Genomic DNA, 19,349 nt, shown 5'->3' on the forward strand with positions numbered 1-19,349 from the left:
GCCTTCGCACAGGTTCTCAGGCCGGGCGCGGTGTGCCCCAGGTGTCCTGGCTGATGGCCTGGTACCAGCCCTGGGCATAGGCGGCCTCGGTGCGGCGAATGCTGTCGTCGGCATTGGCGCTGCTCAGGCCGCCCGAGTTGGGGACGCTGATGATCTTGTCGTTCTCGACCCGGAACACGCCCGCCACCGTGACGCCGTAGTCGGGCGCGGCCAGGCTGTAGCAGGTGTTCACCCACAGGGCCTGCGCAGGTGTGCTGCCGTCCAGCGATGCCACGATGGCGGCCGCGGCCACCTTGGCCTGTGTGTTGGCCGTGAAGCCCGATTTGGGCATGGGCGCAGCAATCGTGGCGTCGCCCACCACGTAGATGTCCTTTTGCTGGCGCGACTCGAAGGTATTGGCGTGCACCGGCACCCAGCCCGAGGCGTCGGTGACGCCCGCGCGCTCGGCGATGAAGCCGGCCTTCTGGGGCGGCACCACGTTCAGCACGGCGGCTTTGTGGATCGTGCCGAATTCCGTCTGCACTTCGCGCCGCGCCGCATCCACGCGCACCACGCGGCCGTCCTTGGACAGGCCCACCCACTCGATACGGTCGCCGTACAGCTTCTTCCAGGCGGCCTGGAACAGGCCCTGCTTGGAGAAGTTGTCCTTGGCGTCCAGGATCAGCACCTTGGAGCGGGGCTTGTGGCGGCTGAAATAGTGCGCGATCAGGCTGGCCCGCTCGTAGGGGCCAGGCGGGCAGCGGAAGGGGTCTGGCGGCACGCTGAGCACAAACGTACCGCCGTCCTCGATGCTTTCAAGCTGGCGGCGCAGCAGCGTGGTCTGCGGCCCGGCACGCCAGGCATGGGGGGCCAGCTCCGACGCGCGCTCGTCATACCCCTCGATCGCGTTCCAGCGGAAATCAATGCCGGGCGACAGCAGCAGGCGGTCGTATTCCAGCACCGTGCCGGTAGACAGGCGCACGGTGCGCGCCGTCGGGTTCACGTCTTCGGCCCGGGCATGCACCACGCGCACGCCGTAGGTGCCCTGCAGTTCGTCGTAGCCGTGCGAGATCGAGTCCATCGTGCGCTCACCTGCCAGCACGAGGTTGGACATGGGGCAGGTGTGAAAGCGCTTGTTCGGCTCCACCAGCACCACATCCACGGCCGGGTTGGCGCGCTTGATGTACTTGGCTGCTGTGGCGCCGCCAAAGCCTCCACCCACCACGACCACGCGGCCTGCGGAAGCGCGACCGATGGTGGGGGCAGAGCAGGCGGCCAGCACGGGCAGCATGGACGCGGCGCCCAGGCCGTGCAGGAACCGGCGGCGCGAGGAGGTGGTCGGCGCACCGATGTTGTCGATGACAGATTGGTTCTGAATCATGGTGGCCCCCTTCACTTGCGGATCGATGAGAAATGCGAGGCCAGCGCGCGCAGTTCCTCGTCGGTGTAGCCCTTGGCGATGCGGTCCATCACCGTGGTGCCCGCAGGGGCACGGTGCTTGTAGTTGAGCAGTTGCATCGACAGCACATCGGCCGGACGCCCTGCAATGGCGGGAATGGGGCCTGCAAAGCCGCCGTCCGTGCCATGGCAGCTGGCACAGGTGGCTGCCAGCAGTTTCACCTGCTGCTGGGACAAGGGAGGAGGGGTCTGGGCCAGTGCCGTGCTGGCGCCCAGCAGCGCCAGAGCGCCGCACAGGGTTTGGAGCAGGCCGGAGGGCTGCCAACGCGGGGCCAGGGGAGTGAGGTTGCGCAGGTTCATGTGGATGCCTTGGGACCGAAGAGCAGGAGGTACGACCTTGGAGGGATCACCATGCAGGAGCACAACGCGTGGCAGTGCGACATGGCAGTGACGGATCGCCGGGACAAAGGTGTGTGTACGCAGCCGCCGTCCGGGGCGATCTCCGCAGCGAGTTTAGACAGATCCGTGTTCAGGTGTAACAACTATCACGGCATATGCATATGAGCAAAAGCGAGCAAGCCGTGCCGTACACGGCGTTGCAGTGCTGTCAAATAGCATAGCAACCAAGCCTTGTATGGCAAGCGCTATAGCCCGAAATCATGCTCCAAATTCGTCGCCCAGCTCCTGCGCCCGGCGTTCGGCCGCCTGCATCGCCCGCACAAAAGCCTCTCCCACGGCGTCGTGCTCCAGCGACGTGATGGCCGCATGGGTCGTGCCGCCCTTGGAGGTCACGCGCTGGCGCAGCAGCGCGGGGGCCTCATCCGAGCGGCGTGCCAGTTCGGATGCGCCCACAAAGGTGCCCACGGCCAGCTTGTGCGCCTGCGATTCGCTCAGCCCCATGCCCATCCCGGCGCGGGTCATGGCCTCCAGGAAATAGAACACGTAGGCCGGGCCCGAGCCCGACAGCGCCGTCACCGCATCCAGCTGCGTCTCGGTCTCGACCCACAGGAAATCGCCGGTGGAGGCCATGATGGCTTCCACGCTCTGGCGCTCTGCGCCACTCACTGCCGGGCGGGCGTACAGCGCACTCATGCCCTTGCCCACCAGCGCCGGCGTGTTGGGCATGGTGCGCACGATGCGCTCGCTTCCCAGCCACTGGGCAATGCTGTCCGAGCGGATGCCCGCCGCCACGCTCAGGTGCAGCGCCGCCCCGGTGTGGGCGCGCGTGGCGGCTGCGGCGTCCTTGAAGGTCTGGGGCTTGACGGCCCACACCACAATCTGTGCCCGTTGCAGCGCCGCGGTGGGCGCCGCCTGCGCGGTGATGCCATAGCTCTGCTGCAGAGCTGCGCGCGTCGGCTCATAAGGTTCGACCACTTCGATATCGCTGGCAGCGTGCCCCTGGCGGATCAGCCCGCCGATGATGGCACTGGCCATGTTGCCCCCGCCGATGAAGGCGATGGTGGGAAGGCTGGGGGAGGCGGTGGTCTGGCTCATGGTGCGGGCAATCAATAGAGGGTGGTCAACGCAGGGATGCGATGGTATCCGCCCGGCATGGCGAGCCCGGGCGTTGGGGACATGCCGGAGGCAAGGCTGCTCCATAGCAGGCCGGGTAGTCTGGTTCGTTCACCGGGCTGCGATCTGGGCGCGGCCCCAGACGCGGGCAGCCAAGCAAGGGCCGCCCCGCAGCGAGGGCTGCGTCCCCCTTCCCGAATTGCGCAGCAATTCGAGAGAAGGGGTGAAGGCGCGCAGCGCCTCAGGGGGATGGCCGCTATGCGGCTACGGTTTGCCGCACCGCATGCTCCCAGTTCGCCATCAGCTCCTGCGCCCGGGCATTGCTGAGCGTGGGTACAAACCGGCGGTCGGCGCGCCACAGTTGCGAGAGTTCATCCGTGCCGCGGTACACGCCACTCGACAGCCCGGCCAGGTAGGCCGCGCCCAGGGCGGTGGTCTCGATCACGGCGGGGCGCACCACCGGAATGCCCAGCAGGTCGGCCTGGAACTGCATCAGCAGATCGTTGATGCACGCGCCGCCATCCACGCGCAGCTCGCTCACCGGGGCGCCGCCAGCGGCCACGGCGTCGCGGCTCATGGCCAGCAGCAGGGCGGCGCTCTGGTAGGCGATACTCTCCAGCGCGGCGCGGGCAATGTGGCCCAGCGTAGTGCCGCGCGTCAGGCCCGTGATGGTGCCGCGCGAGTCAGGCTTCCAGTACGGGGCGCCCAGGCCGGTGAAGGCCGGCACCATCATCACGCCGCCCGAATCGGGCACGCTCTGCGCCAGCGATTCGACCTCGCTGCTGCTCGTGATGGCGCGCAGGCCGTCGCGCAGCCATTGCACCACGGCGCCACCCACAAACACGCTGCCTTCCATGGCGAACTCGGGTGTGGCAGATGCCTGCGCGGCGCTGGTGGTGAGCAGGCCGTTCTGGCTGGTCTGGAAGGTGCCGCCCGTGTGCATCAGCATGAAGCAGCCGGTGCCGTACGTGTTCTTGGCCATGCCCGCCGTGAAGCAGGCCTGGCCGAACAGTGCGCTCTGCTGGTCGCCCGCCACCCCGCCAATCCGGATGGCGTGGCCCAGCAGATCGGCCGCCGTATCGCCAAAGTGGGCGGCCGAGGGCAGCACCTCAGGCATCAGCGCGCGGGGTATGCGCAGCAGCGCCAGCAGGTCATCGTCCCACTGGTTGGTGTGCACATTGAACAGCATGGTGCGCGAGGCGTTGCTCACGTCGGTCACGTGCACCTTGCCGTGGGTGAGCTTCCACATCAGCCAGCTGTCCACCGTGCCAAAGGCCAGCTCGCCGCGCTCGGCCGCATCGCGCGCGCCGGGCACGTTGTCCAGCATCCACTGCAGCTTGGTGCCCGAGAAGTACGCGTCCACCAGCAGCCCGGTCTTGGCCTGGATGGTGGCGGCGTGGCCCTGTTCACGCAGCCGCGCGCAGGCGGGTTCGGCGCGGCGGTCCTGCCAGACGATGGCGTGGTGCACGGGTTGGCCTGTCTTGCGGTTCCACAGCACCGTCGTCTCGCGCTGGTTGGTGATGCCCACCGCGCGCAAGGCGCTGGCGGCAATGCCCGCCTTTGCCAGCGCATCCCGCGCGGTGGCCAGCTGCGTGCGCCAGATCTCCAGCGGGTCGTGCTCCACCCATCCGGGCTGCGGGTAGATCTGCGGAAGCTCCAGCTGCGCCTGCGCGACGATGTGGCCGCGCTCGTCAAAGACGATGCTGCGGGAACTGGAAGTGCCTTGGTCGAGTGCGAGCAGGTAGGTCATGGCGGGGTCTCGGTATTTCTTGGATCTATTGTGTGTCCGCTGCGGTCAGTTCGTACGCGGCCCAGGCCGGTGGACGCCGAGCAAGGGCCGCCCCGCAGCGAGGGCGTCGTCCCCCTGGGGGGATGGCGCCGCAGGCGACTCAGGGGGAGTCGTCAGGCCGCCACGGTGCAGATGACTTCGGCATCCTGCAGCAGTGCCGGAAAGGGCTCGGGCGGCGGCGCATCGGTGAACAGCCGGTCGATCTGCTGCAGCGTGGCCAGCTGCACCATGGCCGGGCGGTTGAACTTGCTGTGGTCTGCCGCGAGCCACACCTCCCGGGCCTGCGCAATGATGGTCTGCGCCACCTTCACCTCGCGGTAGTCAAAGTCGCGCAGCGAGCCGTCGGGCTCGATGCCCGAGATGCCGATGAGCGCAATGTCCACCTTGAACTGGCGGATGAAATCCACCGCCGCCTCGCCCACGATGCCCCGGTCGCGCGAGCGCACCACGCCGCCCGCCACGATCACCTCGCAGTCGGGGTTGCTGCTCAGCGTGGCGGCCACGTTCAGGTTGTTGGTGATGACGCGCAGGCCGCGGTGGTGCAGCAGCGCCTTGGCAATGGCCTCGGTGGTGGTGCCGATGTTGAGGATGAGCGAGCAGTCGTTGGGTACCTGCTGGGCCACGGCGCGCGCAATGCGGGCCTTGCCTTCGGCGTTGAGTGTTTCGCGCTGGGTGTGTGCCAGGTTCTCCACCGTGGAGCTGGGCACGCGCACCCCGCCATGAAAACGCGTGAGCAGCCCGGCCTCGGCCAGGCGCTGCACATCGCGGCGCACCGTTTGCAAGGTCACGCCCAGGGTGTCGGCCAGCTGCTCCACCGTGGCGGATTTGCGCGTCCGTACTTCTTCGAGCAGCAGGAGTTGTCGGGGGTTCGTATTCACGCGAATGCTCGGTGTCTGGGGGTGGGTCTACTTTAAATCGAACGAAAAAGAACTTTTTAAGGGTTAACCTTGATTCGACATGATCAAAAACGAACAAAAATAATCTAAATCGAAACGCGATGCCGCGCACTTGCGCAACTGCATTGCACCCACCGGGCCCCCGCGGGCCGCACAAGAAAGGCAAGCGTGATGCAGCTGGCACTGGACAGCATCAGCAAAAAGGTCGGGCCAGAGACCTGGTTGCATGACATGAGCCTGGCGCTGCAAAGCGGCGCCGTGACGGTGCTGCTGGGCGCCACGCAGGCCGGCAAGACCAGCCTGATGCGCATCATGGCCGGGCTGGATGTGCCCACGGGTGGCCGCGTGATGGTGGACGGCGCCGACGTGACCGGCATGCCCGTGCGCGACCGCAACGTGGCCATGGTCTACCAGCAGTTCATCAACTACCCCTCTATGAAGGTGGCGGCCAACATTGCCTCGCCCCTGAAATTGCGCGGCGAAAAGAACATCGACGCCCGGGTGCGCGAAATTGCCACCCGCCTGCACATCGACATGTTCCTCGATCGCTATCCGGCCGAGCTGTCGGGCGGGCAGCAGCAGCGCGTGGCGCTGGCACGGGCCCTGGCCAAGGGCGCCCCGCTGATGCTGCTGGACGAACCCCTGGTGAACCTTGACTACAAGCTGCGCGAGGAGCTGCGCGAGGAGCTGACCCAGCTGTTTGCCGCAGGCCAGTCCACCGTGGTGTACGCCACCACCGAGCCGGGCGAGGCGCTGCTGCTGGGTGGCTACACCGCCGTGCTGGACGAAGGCCGGCTGCTGCAGTACGGCCCCACGGCCGAGGTCTTCCACGCGCCCAATTCGCTGCGCGTGGCCCGGGCCTTCAGCGACCCACCGATGAATCTGATTGCCGCTGCCGCCACCGCGCGCGGCGTGGGGCTGCCCGGCGGAACCGAACTGGCGCTGGACCTGCCGGCCGGCGTGGCCCATGCGGCGGGCCTGACGGTGGGGGTGCGCGCCAGCGCGCTGCGCCTGCAGGCCCGCCCTACCGACCTGAGCGTGGCCGGCACGGTAGAGCTGGCCGAAATCTCGGGCTCCGACACTTTTGTGCACGCATCCACCCCCTGGGGCGACCTGGTGGCTCAGGTGACGGGCGTGCATTACTTTGAACTGGGCACATCGATCACCCTGCACCTCGACCCGGCGCAGGCCTATGTCTTCGGTGCCGATGGCCGCCTGGCCTGGGCGCCCCCGCGCCCGAACGTTGCACAGGGAGGGCGTTGAGATGGCCCGCATCAGTCTGGACCTCGCACACTCGTACAAGCCGAACCCGCAGCAGGACAGCGACTACGCCCTGCTGCCCTTGAAGATGGAGTTTGAAGACGGCGGCGCGTATGCGCTGCTGGGCCCCTCGGGCTGCGGCAAGACGACCATGCTCAACATCATGTCGGGGCTGCTCGTTCCCTCGCATGGCAAGGTGCTGTTTGACGGCCGTGATGTGACCCGCGCGAGCCCTCAGGAGCGCAACATTGCGCAGGTGTTCCAGTTCCCGGTGATCTACGACACCATGACTGTGGCCGAGAACCTGGCGTTTCCGCTCAAGAACCGCAAGGTGCCGGAGGCGCAGATCCAGCAGCGCGTGGGCGCCATTGCCGAGATGCTGGAGATGAGCCACCAGCTGAACATGCGCGCCGCAGGCCTGTCTGCTGACCAGAAACAAAAAATTTCGCTGGGCCGGGGCCTGGTGCGCTCGGATGTGGCGGCGGTGCTGTTTGATGAGCCGCTCACGGTGATCGACCCGCACCTGAAGTGGCAGCTGCGCCGCAAGCTCAAGCAGATCCACCATGAACTCAAGCTCACGCTGATCTACGTCACGCACGACCAGGTGGAAGCGCTGACCTTTGCCGACCAGGTGGTGGTGATGACGCGCGGCAAAGCCGTGCAGGTGGGCTCGGCCGATGCACTGTTCGAGCGGCCCCAGCACGTGTTCGTGGGGCACTTCATCGGCTCGCCGGGCATGAACTTTTTGCCTGCCGAGCGAGATGGCGCGGAACTGTCCGTGGCGGGTCACCGCCTGGCCGCCCCGCAAGGGCGCGCACTGCCCGCAGGGCCGTTGCAGGTGGGCATTCGCCCCGAATACCTGTCGCTGGCCACCGCGCAGCAGCCGGGCGCACTGGCCTGCAGCGTGCTGCAGGTGCAGGACATCGGCACCTACCTGATGCTGACCGCCAAGGTGGGTGAGCACACGCTCAAGGCCCGCTTCAGCCCCGAAACGCGGCTGCCGTCGGCAGGCGACACGGTGTGGCTGCAGGTGCTGGGCGAGCACACCTGCTACTACCAGAATGAGGAGCTGCTGGCATGAGCACCACGACCAAACCCGTGAACCAGAAGGCCTGGTTCCTGATCCTGCCGGTGATCATCTGCGTGGCCTTCTCGGCCATCCTGCCGCTGATGACGGTGGTGAACTATTCGGTGCAGGACATCATCAGCCCCGAACGCCGCGTGTTTGTGGGCACCGAGTGGTTTGCCGCGGTGATGCGCGACGAAGAGCTGCACGCCGCGCTGCTGCGGCAGATCACGTTCTCGCTGGCGGTGCTCGCGGTGGAGATTCCGCTGGGCATCCTGCTGGCGCTGTCCATGCCCGCCCAGGGCTGGAAGTCTTCGGCGGTGCTGGTCACGGTGGCGCTGTCGCTGCTGATCCCGTGGAACGTGGTGGGCACCATCTGGCAGATCTACGGCCGGGCCGACATCGGGCTGATGGGCCGCATGCTGCAGGAGATGGGCATTGAATACAGCTACACCGGCAACGCCACGCAGGCGTGGCTCACGGTGCTGCTGATGGACGTGTGGCACTGGACACCGCTGGTGGCGCTGCTGGCCTTTGCCGGGCTGCGCTCCATCCCCGATGCGTACTACCAGGCCGCGCGCATCGATGGCGCGAGCAAGTTCGCGGTGTTTCGCTACATCCAGCTGCCCAAGATGCGCGGCGTGCTGATGATTGCCGTACTGCTGCGCTTCATGGACAGCTTCATGATCTACACCGAGCCCTTCGTGCTCACGGGTGGCGGGCCGGGCAATGCCACCACCTTCCTCAGCCAGTACCTCACCACCAAGGCGGTGGGCCAGTTCGACCTGGGGCCTGCGGCTGCGTTCTCGCTGATCTATTTCTTCATCATCCTGCTGCTGTGCTTCATCCTCTACAACTGGATGCAGCGCGTGGGCACCGCCACCAAGGAAGGGGCTGGCCATGAATGAAAAGCGCTTCCAGAAGCGGTCGATCTTTCTGATCGCGTACCTGGTCTTTGCCGTGTTGCCCATCTACTGGATGATCAACATGAGCTTCAAGACCAACGCAGAGATCCTGTCCACGTTCTCGTTCTTTCCGCAGAACTTCACGTGGGACAACTACAAGACGATCTTCACCGACGAGTCCTGGTACTCGGGCTACATCAACAGCCTGATCTACGTCAGCATCAACATGGTGATCACGCTCACCGTGGCCCTGCCGGCGGCCTATGCGTTCTCGCGCTACAGCTTCTTGGGCGACAAGCATGTGTTCTTCTGGCTGCTGACCAACCGCATGACGCCGCCGGCCGTGTTCCTGCTGCCGTTCTTCCAGCTGTACACCACCGTGGGGCTGATGGACACGCACATTGCCGTGGCGCTGGCGCATCTGCTGTTCAGCGTGCCGCTGGCGGTGTGGATTTTGGAAGGCTTCATGAGCGGCATCCCGCGCGAGATTGACGAGACGGCGTACATCGACGGCTATAGCTTCCCGCGGTTCTTCCTCACCATCTTCCTGCCGCTGATCAAGGCGGGCGTGGGTGTGGCGGCGTTCTTCTGCTTCATGTTCAGCTGGGTGGAACTGCTGCTGGCCCGAACGCTGACCAGTGTGGACGCCAAGCCCATCGTGGCCACGATGACGCGCACCGTGAGTGCATCGGGCATGGACTGGGCCACGCTGGCTGCGGCCGGAGTGCTGACCATCGTGCCCGGCGCCATCGTGATCTGGTTTGTGCGGCACTACATCGCAAAAGGTTTTGCGATGGGCCGGGTGTGAGGGTGCTCCCGTTGAGCCAGTCTTCCGCGCTCCCGGCACAGCACGCCGCGGTGCCTACAGAAAGGAACGCTTCAAATGTTTAACTGGATGGCCTGGACCACCCCGGTGGCCGTGTTTTTCATCTGCATCGTGCTGATGCTGATCGGCATGACGGTGTGGGAGATCAAGTCGCCCACGGTGATGCGCAAGGGATTTTTGCCGCTGGCCACCACGCGGGGCGACCGCCTGTTCATCGGCCTGCTGTCGGCCGCATATGTGAACCTGATTTTTGTGGGCCTGAGCGGCCGCATGGCCGAGTGGCTGGGCCTGGCCGCCGAGCCCTCGATCTGGATCAGCTTTGTGCTGTCGATGGCGCTGCTGCTGCTGATCCTGCGCAAAGGCTGATTGCTATAAAAATAATAGCTTTGCCGGTTTATTTTTATTGGGCTTGAAGGCAAAAAGGCTTCAAAACCCCGGCGGGTAAGCCTGAATGCCGCCAACGCTGACGACGACAAGCGCCGCTCCTATTTCCCCCGGGAGCGGTGTCCATCCACCAAGGGGGTTCCATCCGAGGAGACAGCAATGAAGATGCAGTTCACGGCGATCGCTTTCGCCGCCGCAACCCTGGCGTTGGGCCAGGCTGCCTGGGCCGGCGAGGCCGAGGCCAAGAAGTGGATCGACAGTGAGTTTCAGCCCTCCACGCTGAACAAGGACCAGCAGATGGCCGAGATGAAGTGGTTCATCGACGCCGCCAAGAAGCTGCAGGCCAAGGGCGTGAAGGAGATCTCGGTGGTGTCCGAGACCATCACCACGCACGAGTACGAATCCAAGACGCTCGCCAAGGCGTTCGAGGAAATCACCGGTATCAAGGTCAAGCACGACCTGATTCAGGAAGGCGACGTGGTCGAGAAGCTGCAGACCTCCATGCAGTCGGGCAAGTCGATCTATGACGGCTGGATCTCCGATTCGGACCTGATCGGCACGCACTACCGCTACGGCAAGATCCTGAATCTGACCGACTACATGACGGGCAACGGCAAGGAGTGGACCAACCCCGGCATCGACATCAAGGACTACATCGGCACCAAGTTCACCACGGCGCCTGACGGCAAGATGTACCAGCTGCCTGACCAGCAGTTTGCGAACCTGTACTGGTTCCGCGCCGACCTGTTCGACCGCAAGGACATCAAGGACAAGTTCAAGGCCAAGTACGGCTACGACCTGGGCGTGCCGCTGAACTGGTCAGCCTACGAAGACATCGCCGAGTTCTTTACCAACGACGTCAAGCAGATCGACGGCAAGCCGATCTATGGCCACATGGACTACGGCAAGAAGGACCCGTCGCTGGGCTGGCGCTTCACCGATGCCTGGCTGTCGATGGCGGGCACGGCTGACATCGGTGCGCCCAACGGCCTGCCGATCGACGAGTGGGGCATCCGCGTAGCCGACGACAAGTGCACCCCGGTGGGCGCATCCGTGTCGCGTGGCGGCGCCACCAACTCGCCTGCGGCCGTGTACGCACTGACCAAGTACGTGGACTGGATGAAGAAGTACGCGCCCAAGGAAGCCACCGGCATGACCTTCGGCGAAGCCGGCCCCGTGCCTGCGCAGGGCCAGATCGCCCAGCAGATCTTCTGGTACACCGCATTCACGGCCGACATGACCAAGCCCGGCCTGCCCGTGGTGAACGCCGACGGCACCCCCAAGTGGCGCATGGCCCCCGGCCCGAACGGCCCCTACTGGAAGCAGGGCATGCAAAACGGCTACCAGGACGTGGGCAGCTGGACCTTCTTCAAGGACCACGACGCCAACAAGACGGCAGCCGCCTGGCTTTACGCGCAGTTCGTGACGGCCAAGACCACATCGCTTAAGAAGACCATGGTCGGCCTGACCCCGATCCGCGAGTCCGACATTCAGAGCAAGGCCATGACCGACATGGCGCCCAAGCTGGGTGGCCTGGTGGAGTTCTACCGCAGCCCCGCCCGCGTGGCATGGTCGCCCACCGGCACCAACGTGCCCGACTACCCCAAGCTGGCCCAGCTGTGGTGGAAGAACGTGGCCCAGGCCGTCACGGGTGAGAAAACGCCCCAGGGCGCCATGGACACGCTGGCCGAGGAAATGGACCAGGTGATGGCCCGTCTGGAACGTGCCGGCATGGCGCACTGCGCCCCCAAGCTCAACAAGAAGGAAGACCCGAAGAAGTGGCTGTCGGACAAGCAGGCCCCATGGGCCAAGCTGGCCAACGAGAAGCCCAAGGGCCAGACCATTGCCTATGGCACGTTGCTGCAGGCCTGGAAGGACGGCAAGGCACGTTGAGGACCTGAGCGGTCTCCTCTTCATGCGATGACCCCATCGGCAGCCAGCACTCACAAGGTCGCTGGCTGCTTTTTTCATTGAACGACAACAACGGGTCGCGGCGGGACGGGCGAGATCCCATCCCACCGCTCTCAAGAATTAAAGGGTAAACCCTTAATTTTTGTGACACCCATGGACAATCACCCCATGACCTCAGCCTCGCCTTCCCCCCTGCCCACGCGACGGGCCGACCTGCTCGCCCGCCTGGCCCAGCCCATCCAGTACGACCTGGCGGTGATCGGAGGAGGCGCCACCGGCCTCGGGGTGGCGGTGGACGCGGCCGCGCGTGGGTTTTCCGTGGTCCTCATCGATTCGCACGATTTCGCCAAGGGAACGTCCTCACGCGCCACCAAACTGGTGCACGGCGGCGTACGCTACCTGGCCCAGGGCAACATCGCCCTGGTGCGCGAGGCGCTGCACGAGCGCACCACGCTGCTGCACAACGCGCCGCACCTGGCGCAGCCGCTGCCGTTCGTGATGCCGTCCTACCGTTTCTGGGAGACGCCTTTCTACGGCATCGGGCTCAAGATGTACGACGCCCTGGCTGGCAAGGCCGGCCTCGGTGCCACCGAATTCCTGGGCAAGGAAAGCACGCTCAAGTGCCTGCCCACGGCGCGCGCGGCGGGTCTCAAGGGTGGCGTGAAGTACTGGGATGGCCAGTTTGACGATGCCCGCCTGGCACTGGCGCTGGCGCGCACAGCCGCCAGCCTGGGTGCCCTGGTGGTGAACTATTGCCCCGCCACCGCGCTGGTGCACGACGAAGGCAAGGTGGCCGGTTTTGTCTGCCGCGACGCAGTGGGCGGCCAGGAATTCACGGTGCGCGCCCGTGCGGTGGTCAATGCCACCGGTGTCTGGGTGGATGGCCTGCGCCAGATGGATGGCGAGGCTACGGGCCGCCCCGTGCAGGCCATGGTGGCACCCAGCCAGGGCGTGCACATCGTGGTGGACCGCGATTTTCTGCCATCCGACCACGCACTGATGGTGCCCAAGACGGCGGACGGACGCGTGCTGTTTGCTGTGCCCTGGCTGGGCAAGCTGATTCTGGGCACCACCGATAGCCCCCGCCAGGACGTGGTGCGCGAGCCCCTGCCGTTTGCCGAGGAAGTCCGCTTCATCCTCGAAGAGTCTGCGCGCTACCTCAGCCGTGCCCCGGGCGTGGAGGACATCCGCAGCATCTGGGTCGGCCTGCGCCCGCTGGTCAAGCCGCAGGACGACGACGGCGACAACACCAAGAGCCTGAGCCGTGAGCACACGGTTCTGGCCAGCCGTAGCGGACTGGTTACGGTAACGGGCGGCAAATGGACCACCTACCGGGCCATGGCCGAAGATGTGTTGCAAAAATGCTTCACTTGTGGACTGTTGCCGGAAAAGGCGGCCGGGATCACCAATTCGCTGGCAGTGGTGGGCGCGCCCAAGGGCGCCATCACGCACCGCATCAGCGACGCGCAGGGCATGCACTCGTACGGCAGCGATGCCCCCTTTGTGCAGGCCCTCCCGGGGCAGTCTGCAGAGCTGGGCGGCGGCCTGACCGAGGCCATGGTGCGCTTTGCCGCGCGGTACGAATACGCCTGCACCGTGGAAGATGTGCTCGCCCGCAGGTCGCGCATGCTGTTTCTGGATGCCCGCAAGGCCATCGAGCTGGCCCCAGCGGTAGCCGCCATCCTGCAGGACGAGCTGGGCGCCGACCCGGCGCTGGAAGCATTTCTGGCGCTCGCACCCCAGTATTTGCACGTGCCGGCCTGAACGGCACTTGACACGGCAAATACGCTTTGCAATAATCGAGGGCTTCGCGTTTCCTGCGTGAAGTTTCTGCCCAGCGGGAAGTGCTGCAAATGGTTTGCGGTGCGGACGACGGGCCCAAGACTGACTGGCTGATCTGCAGCCCTTGAGAAGTTCTCTGGGGCTGTTGTCTTCTGGTGCAAGTTGGGAATATTGAAATGATCCAGACAGAATCTCGGTTAGAGGTTGCCGACAATACCGGCGCCAAGTCCGTCCTTTGCATCAAGGTGCTGGGTGGCTCGAAGCGTCGCTATGCAAGCGTTGGCGACATCATCAAGGTGAGCATCAAAGAAGCCGCTCCACGTGGCCGCGTCAAAAAAGGCGAGGTTTACAGTGCAGTGGTCGTTCGTACCGCAAAGGGCATCCGCCGCGGTGATGGCTCGCTCGTCAAATTCGACGGCAACGCAGCAGTGTTGCTCAACTCCAAGCTGGAGCCTATTGGCACCCGCATCTTCGGACCCGTGACGCGTGAACTGCGTACCGAGAAGTTCATGAAGATCGTGTCCCTGGCTCCTGAAGTTCTCTGAGGACGCGCCATGAACAAGATTCGCAAGGGCGACGAAGTCATCGTGCTGACCGGCCGTGACAAGGGCAAGCGCGGCACTGTCTCGCTGCGCAAGGATGACTCCTACATCGTCATCGACGGTATCAACCTGGTCAAGAAGCATGCCAAGCCGAACCCCATGAAGGGTACGACCGGCGGCATCGTGGAAAAGGCCATGCCTATCCACCAGTCCAACGTGGCCATCTTCAATGCGGCTACCGGCAAGGCTGACCGTGTGGGCATCAAGGTGCAGGCTGACGGCACGCGCGTTCGCGTGTTCAAGTCCAGCGGCGCTGAAATCAAGGCGGCCTAAGGGGTAAACATGGCACGACTTCAAGAAGTTTTCCGCGACAAGATCGCTCCCGAACTCACCAAGCAGTTCGGTTACACCTCGCCGATGCAGGTTCCGCGTCTGACCAAGATCACCCTGAACATGGGCGTGAGCGAGGCAGTTTCGGACAAGAAGGTGATGGACAACGCTGTGGCCGACCTGACCAAGATTGCTGGTCAGAAGCCCGTGGTGACCAAGGCCAAGAAGGCTATCGCCGGTTTCAAGATCCGCGAAGGCCAGGCCATCGGTTGCATGGTGACCCTGCGCGGTGTGCAGATGTATGAGTTCCTGGACCGTTTCGTGACCGTGGCACTGCCCCGCGTTCGTGACTTCCGCGGTATCTCCGGTCGCGCCTTTGACGGCCGCGGCAACTACAACATCGGTGTCAAGGAACAGATCATTTTCCCTGAGATCGAGTACGACAAGGTTGACGCTCTGCGCGGCCTGAACATCAGCATCACGACGACGGCCAAGACCGACGAAGAAGCCAAGGCTCTTCTGGCTGGTTTCCGTTTCCCGTTCAAGAACTGAGGCGAAGCATGGCTAAAGTAGCTTTGATCCAGCGCGAACTGAAGCGCGAAAAACTGGCGGCCAAGTACGCAACCAAGTATGCGGAACTGAAGGCAATTGCTGGCGATGCCAAGCGCAGCGACGAAGAGCGCGATGCAGCCCGTCTGGGCCTGCAAAAGCTCCCACGCAATGCCAATCCCACGCGCCAGCGCAACCGTTGCGAAATCACCGGTCGTCCACGTGGAACCTTCCGTCAATTCGGTCTGGCTCGTGCCAAGATCCGCGAACTGGCTTTTGCAGGCGACATCCCCGGTGTCACCAAAGCCAGCTGGTAAGCAGTCAGGAGATTAAACATGAGCATGAGTGATCCCATCGCTGACTTGCTGACCCGTATCCGTAATGCACAGATGGTCTCCAAGGCCACGGTTCTGGTGCCTTCTTCCAAAGTGAAGATCGCCATTGCCCAGGTGCTGAAGGACGAAGGTTATATCGACGGTTTCCAGGTCAAGACCGAAGCCGGCAAGTCCGAACTCGAAATTACCCTGAAGTACTACGCAGGCCGTCCCGTGATTGAGCGCATCGAGCGCGTCAGCCGCCCAGGACTGCGTGTTTACAAAGGCCGTGATTCCATTCCACAAGTCATGAACGGTCTGGGTGTGGCAATTGTCACGACGCCCCAGGGCGTGATGACCGATCGCAAGGCGCGCGCTACCGGTGTCGGTGGCGAAGTGCTCTGCTACGTGGCCTAACCCGCGGCATTGAGGAGAAACTGAAATGTCCCGAGTAGGAAAAATGCCCGTGACCATCCCCGCAGGCGTGGATGTGTCCGTGAAAGATGACCAGATCTCTGTAAAGGGTTCTGGCGGCTCCTTGTCGCTGGCGCAAAACGCGCTCGTGAAGGTGTCCTCGAACGAAGGCAAGCTCAGCTTTGAGCCTGCCAATGATTCCCGCGAAGCAAACGCCATGAGCGGCACCATTCGCCAGTTGGTCAACAACATGGTGGTCGGTGTGAGCAAGGGCTTTGAGAAGAAGCTGAACCTGGTCGGCGTGGGTTACAAGGCCGCGGCCTCGGGCTCCAAGCTGAACCTGGCTGTCGGCTATTCGCACCCGGTCAATATCGAAATGCCCGCCGGCATCACGGTTGCCACGCCCACCCCCACGGAAGTGGTGGTCAAGGGTGCTGACCGTCAGCGCGTCGGTCAGATCGCTGCTGAGATCCGTGCTGTTCGTCCACCCGAGCCCTACAAGGGCAAGGGCATCCGTTATTCGGACGAAAAGATCACGATCAAAGAGACCAAGAAGAAATAAGGAGCTGCAACATGTTGACCAAGAAAGAGCAGCGTCTTCGTCGTTCGCGTCAGACCCGCATCCGCATTGCACAGCAAGGCGTGGCGCGTCTCACGGTGAACCGCACGAACCTCCATATCTACGCCAGTGTTATCTCCGGCGACGGCAGCAAGGTGCTGGCATCTGCCTCCACGGCAGAAGCCGACGTGCGCAAGTCGCTCGGCGGTTCGGGCAAGGGTGGCAATGCCGCTGCAGCCCAGATCATCGGCAAGCGTATCGCTGAAAAGGCGAAGGCTGCTGGTGTCGAGAAGGTTGCATTTGATCGCGCAGGTTTTGCCTACCACGGTCGTGTCAAGGCCTTGGCCGACGCAGCCCGTGAAGCCGGCCTGCAGTTCTAAGCGGAGCGGAATACAAAATGGCTAAATTTCAACCCAAAGTGCAGAGCGAAGGCCAGGACGACGGTCTGCGCGAAAAAATGATCGCGGTCAACCGCGTGACCAAAGTCGTGAAGGGTGGCCGTATTCTCGGTTTCGCCGCACTGACGGTGGTTGGCGACGGTGACGGCCGCGTTGGCATGGGCAAGGGCAAGTCCAAGGAAGTGCCTGCTGCCGTGCAGAAGGCAATGGAAGAAGCCCGCCGCAACATGGTCAAGGTCTCGTTGAAGAACGGCACCATTTTCCATAACGTGACGGGTCACCATGGCGCTGCTGTCGTGATGATGGCTCCGGCCCCCAAGGGTACCGGCATCATCGCTGGTGGCCCCATGCGCGCCGTCTTCGAAGTTCTGGGCGTGACCGACATCGTGGCCAAGAGCCACGGTTCGTCCAACCCCTACAACATGGTTCGCGCCACGTTCGACGCACTGGTCAACTCGACCACGCCATCGAATGTTGCGGCCAAGCGCGGCAAGACGGTCGAAGACATCTTCGCCTGAACCGGAGCCTGAAAATGACAACGCAACAAACCGTCAAGATTCAACTGGTGCGCAGCCCTATTGGCACCAAGGAATCGCACCGCGCCACCGTTCGCGGCCTGGGTCTGCGCAAGCTCAACAGCGTGAGCGAACTGCAGGACTCGCCCGAAGTGCGCGGCATGATTAACAAGATCAGCTATCTGGTCAAAGTCCTCTGAGAGATAGATCATGGAACTCAATAGCATCAAGCCCGCAGACGGCGCCAAGCATGCCAAGCGCCGCGTAGGCCGTGGTATCGGCTCCGGCCTGGGCAAGACCGCTGGCCGTGGTCACAAGGGTCAAAAGTCGCGTTCCGGTGGCTACCACAAGGTAGGCTTCGAAGGCGGTCAAATGCCTCTGCAACGTCGCTTGCCCAAGCGCGGCTTCAAGTCGCACCTGCTCAAGTTCAATGCAGAAGTGACGCTCACAGCGCTGGACCAACTCGGCCTGGCCGAAGTGGACGTGCTGGCGCTCAAGCAGGCAGGCCTGGTGGGCGAGCTGGCCAAGGTCGTCAAGGTCATCAAGAGTGGTTCCCTCACCAAGGCTGTGAAGCTGACGGGCGTGGGCGCGACCGCTGGTGCCAAGGCAGCCATCGAAGCCGCTGGCGGCAGCATCGCCTGAGTTTGGCGCTGAAGGAAGACATCTGTGGCTACTAGCGCGGCTCAAATTGCAAAAACCGGCAAGTTCGGCGACCTGCGTCGTCGACTGGTTTTTCTGCTGCTTGCGCTGGTCGTGTATCGCATCGGGGCGCACATCCCGGTTCCTGGTATCGATCCAGCCCAGCTGCAACAGTTGTTCAGTGGCCAGCAAGGCGGAATCCTGAACCTGTTCAACATGTTCTCGGGTGGGGCGCTTTCACGCTTCACAGTCTTCGCTCTGGGGATCATGCCGTACATCTCGGCATCGATCATCATGCAGCTGATGACCTACGTGGTTCCCACGTTCGAACAGTTGAAAAAGGAAGGCGAAGCCGGTCGCAGGAAGATCACGCAGTACACCCGTTACGGGACGCTTGGCTTGGCACTTTTCCAGTCGCTCGGTATCGCCGTGGCACTGGAAAGCTCTGCAGGTCTGGTTCTGAGCCCTGGTTTCGGTTTCCGAATGACCGCGGTGGTCAGCCTTACGGCCGGAACGATGTTCCTGATGTGGCTGGGCGAGCAGATTACCGAGCGCGGTTTGGGTAACGGCATCTCGATCCTGATCTTTGCAGGCATCGCAGCCGGGCTGCCTAGCTCCATCGGTGGGCTGCTGGAATTGGTGCGTACAGGTGCGATGAGCATTCTGGCGGCGATCTTCATCGTCATCGTGGTGGGTCTGGTGACCTACTTCGTGGTGTACGTCGAGCGTGGCCAGCGCAAGATCCTGGTGAACTATGCACGGCGACAGGTCGGCAACAAGGTGTATGGCGGTCAATCGTCACATCTGCCTCTGAAGCTGAACATGGCGGGCGTCATCCCTCCTATCTTCGCATCGTCGATCATCTTGCTGCCGGCGACGGTTGTGAACTGGTTCAGTGCGGGTGAGTCGATGCGCTGGTTGAAGGACATTTCTGGTGCGTTGACCCCTGGTCAGCCCATCTATGTGATGTTTTATGCTGCAGCGATCATCTTCTTCTGCTTTTTCTACACGGCACTGGTTTTCAACAGCCGCGAGACTGCAGACAACCTGAAGAAGAGCGGTGCATTCATCCCCGGGATTCGTCCTGGTGAGCAGACGGCGCGCTATATCGACAAGATTCTGGTTCGCCTGACGCTGGCTGGTGCGGTGTACATCACATTTGTGTGTCTGCTGCCGGAATTCCTCATCCTGAAGTACAACGTACCGTTTTACTTTGGTGGGACATCCTTGCTGATCATTGTGGTCGTGACCATGGACTTCATGGCCCAGGTCCAGAACTACATGATGTCCCAGCAGTATGAATCGTTGCTGAAGAAGGCGAGCTTCAAGGGCAACACAGGCGGTTGAGGCAGAGGAGTCACTGCCAGGCGAAAGCCTGACA

General features: G+C 63.5%; 23 protein-coding genes. 18 read left to right on the forward strand and 5 right to left on the reverse strand.

The window, feature by feature from the left end:
- Window positions 1-16 precede the first annotated feature (16 nt).
- From ACTPOI_RS10100 to ACTPOI_RS10120, 5 genes are all read right to left on the reverse strand, one after another.
- Window positions 17-1,360, reverse strand: coding sequence for an FCSD flavin-binding domain-containing protein (locus ACTPOI_RS10100; RefSeq protein ID WP_440108494.1), 1,344 nt, complete (start codon window positions 1,358-1,360; stop codon window positions 17-19).
- Window positions 1,361-1,371: 11 nt separating this feature from the next.
- The gene (locus ACTPOI_RS10105; protein WP_440108495.1) at window positions 1,372-1,737 is read right to left on the reverse strand and encodes a c-type cytochrome; all 366 of its coding nucleotides are present in this window, start codon (window positions 1,735-1,737) and stop codon (window positions 1,372-1,374) included.
- 297 nt (window positions 1,738-2,034) lie between these two features.
- Window positions 2,035-2,871: a pyrroline-5-carboxylate reductase gene (proC, locus tag ACTPOI_RS10110; protein ID WP_440108496.1), complete on the reverse strand. Its 837-nt coding sequence runs from the start codon at window positions 2,869-2,871 to the stop codon at window positions 2,035-2,037.
- Between the two features lie 274 nt (window positions 2,872-3,145).
- Window positions 3,146-4,639: a glycerol kinase GlpK gene (glpK, locus tag ACTPOI_RS10115; protein WP_440108497.1), complete on the reverse strand. Its 1,494-nt coding sequence runs from the start codon at window positions 4,637-4,639 to the stop codon at window positions 3,146-3,148.
- 152 nt (window positions 4,640-4,791) lie between these two features.
- Entirely contained in the window at window positions 4,792-5,556 is a 765-nt protein-coding gene (locus ACTPOI_RS10120; RefSeq protein WP_440108498.1) for a DeoR/GlpR family DNA-binding transcription regulator, read from the reverse strand.
- Window positions 5,557-5,745: 189 nt separating this feature from the next.
- Between ACTPOI_RS10120 and ACTPOI_RS10125 the strand changes: the two genes are divergently transcribed.
- The 18 genes from ACTPOI_RS10125 (at window position 5,746) to secY (ending at window position 19,315) form a co-directional block, all read left to right on the forward strand.
- Entirely contained in the window at window positions 5,746-6,837 is a 1,092-nt protein-coding gene (locus ACTPOI_RS10125) for an ABC transporter ATP-binding protein (RefSeq protein ID WP_440108499.1), read from the forward strand.
- 1 nt (window position 6,838) lies between these two features.
- Entirely contained in the window at window positions 6,839-7,915 is a 1,077-nt protein-coding gene (locus ACTPOI_RS10130) for an ABC transporter ATP-binding protein (RefSeq protein WP_440108500.1), read from the forward strand.
- Window positions 7,912-8,808: a carbohydrate ABC transporter permease gene (locus ACTPOI_RS10135; RefSeq protein WP_440108501.1), complete on the forward strand. Its 897-nt coding sequence runs from the start codon at window positions 7,912-7,914 to the stop codon at window positions 8,806-8,808. Before ACTPOI_RS10130 ends, ACTPOI_RS10135 begins: the two co-directional genes overlap by 4 nt.
- Complete coding sequence (locus ACTPOI_RS10140) at window positions 8,801-9,613, forward strand: carbohydrate ABC transporter permease (protein ID WP_440108502.1); 813 nt, start codon at window positions 8,801-8,803, stop codon at window positions 9,611-9,613. The genes ACTPOI_RS10135 and ACTPOI_RS10140 overlap by 8 nt, the downstream gene beginning before the upstream one ends.
- Before the next feature lie 75 nt (window positions 9,614-9,688).
- Window positions 9,689-9,997, forward strand: coding sequence for a DUF2160 domain-containing protein (locus ACTPOI_RS10145; protein WP_291515796.1), 309 nt, complete (start codon window positions 9,689-9,691; stop codon window positions 9,995-9,997).
- A 177-nt stretch (window positions 9,998-10,174) separates the two neighbouring features.
- Entirely contained in the window at window positions 10,175-11,908 is a 1,734-nt protein-coding gene (locus ACTPOI_RS10150) for an ABC transporter substrate-binding protein (protein ID WP_440108503.1), read from the forward strand.
- A 186-nt stretch (window positions 11,909-12,094) separates the two neighbouring features.
- A complete protein-coding gene (locus tag ACTPOI_RS10155) occupies window positions 12,095-13,690 on the forward strand; it encodes an FAD-dependent oxidoreductase (RefSeq protein WP_440108504.1) in 1,596 nt (531 codons plus the stop codon).
- A 194-nt stretch (window positions 13,691-13,884) separates the two neighbouring features.
- Complete coding sequence (rplN, locus tag ACTPOI_RS10160; protein WP_069103891.1) at window positions 13,885-14,253, forward strand: 50S ribosomal protein L14; 369 nt, start codon at window positions 13,885-13,887, stop codon at window positions 14,251-14,253.
- A gap of 9 nt (window positions 14,254-14,262) precedes the next feature.
- Window positions 14,263-14,583 carry a 50S ribosomal protein L24 gene (rplX, locus tag ACTPOI_RS10165; protein ID WP_069103890.1) on the forward strand — a complete coding sequence of 107 codons (321 nt, stop codon included), beginning with the start codon at window positions 14,263-14,265 and terminating at the stop codon, window positions 14,581-14,583.
- Between the two features lie 9 nt (window positions 14,584-14,592).
- Window positions 14,593-15,132, forward strand: coding sequence for a 50S ribosomal protein L5 (gene rplE, locus ACTPOI_RS10170; protein WP_069103889.1), 540 nt, complete (start codon window positions 14,593-14,595; stop codon window positions 15,130-15,132).
- Window positions 15,133-15,140: 8 nt separating this feature from the next.
- Complete coding sequence (gene rpsN, locus ACTPOI_RS10175) at window positions 15,141-15,446, forward strand: 30S ribosomal protein S14 (RefSeq protein ID WP_007861712.1); 306 nt, start codon at window positions 15,141-15,143, stop codon at window positions 15,444-15,446.
- Between the two features lie 18 nt (window positions 15,447-15,464).
- Window positions 15,465-15,860, forward strand: a complete 396-nt coding sequence (rpsH, locus tag ACTPOI_RS10180) for a 30S ribosomal protein S8 (protein WP_291515788.1) — start codon at window positions 15,465-15,467, stop codon at window positions 15,858-15,860.
- A 25-nt stretch (window positions 15,861-15,885) separates the two neighbouring features.
- Window positions 15,886-16,419, forward strand: coding sequence for a 50S ribosomal protein L6 (gene rplF / locus ACTPOI_RS10185; RefSeq protein ID WP_440108505.1), 534 nt, complete (start codon window positions 15,886-15,888; stop codon window positions 16,417-16,419).
- A gap of 11 nt (window positions 16,420-16,430) precedes the next feature.
- On the forward strand, window positions 16,431-16,796 hold the full coding sequence (rplR, locus tag ACTPOI_RS10190; protein WP_005793639.1) for a 50S ribosomal protein L18: 366 nt from the start codon (window positions 16,431-16,433) through the stop codon (window positions 16,794-16,796).
- Window positions 16,797-16,813: 17 nt separating this feature from the next.
- Window positions 16,814-17,332, forward strand: coding sequence for a 30S ribosomal protein S5 (rpsE, locus tag ACTPOI_RS10195; protein ID WP_069103887.1), 519 nt, complete (start codon window positions 16,814-16,816; stop codon window positions 17,330-17,332).
- Window positions 17,333-17,346: 14 nt separating this feature from the next.
- On the forward strand, window positions 17,347-17,529 hold the full coding sequence (gene rpmD / locus ACTPOI_RS10200; RefSeq protein ID WP_007861725.1) for a 50S ribosomal protein L30: 183 nt from the start codon (window positions 17,347-17,349) through the stop codon (window positions 17,527-17,529).
- A gap of 10 nt (window positions 17,530-17,539) precedes the next feature.
- Window positions 17,540-17,971 (forward strand): 50S ribosomal protein L15, encoded by a 432-nt coding sequence (gene rplO, locus ACTPOI_RS10205; RefSeq protein ID WP_069103886.1) that lies wholly within the window; start codon window positions 17,540-17,542, stop codon window positions 17,969-17,971.
- A gap of 24 nt (window positions 17,972-17,995) precedes the next feature.
- Window positions 17,996-19,315 (forward strand): preprotein translocase subunit SecY, encoded by a 1,320-nt coding sequence (gene secY / locus ACTPOI_RS10210; protein WP_440108506.1) that lies wholly within the window; start codon window positions 17,996-17,998, stop codon window positions 19,313-19,315.
- Window positions 19,316-19,349: the final 34 nt, after the last annotated feature.

The organism is Acidovorax sp. BL-A-41-H1 (assembly GCF_051942715.1).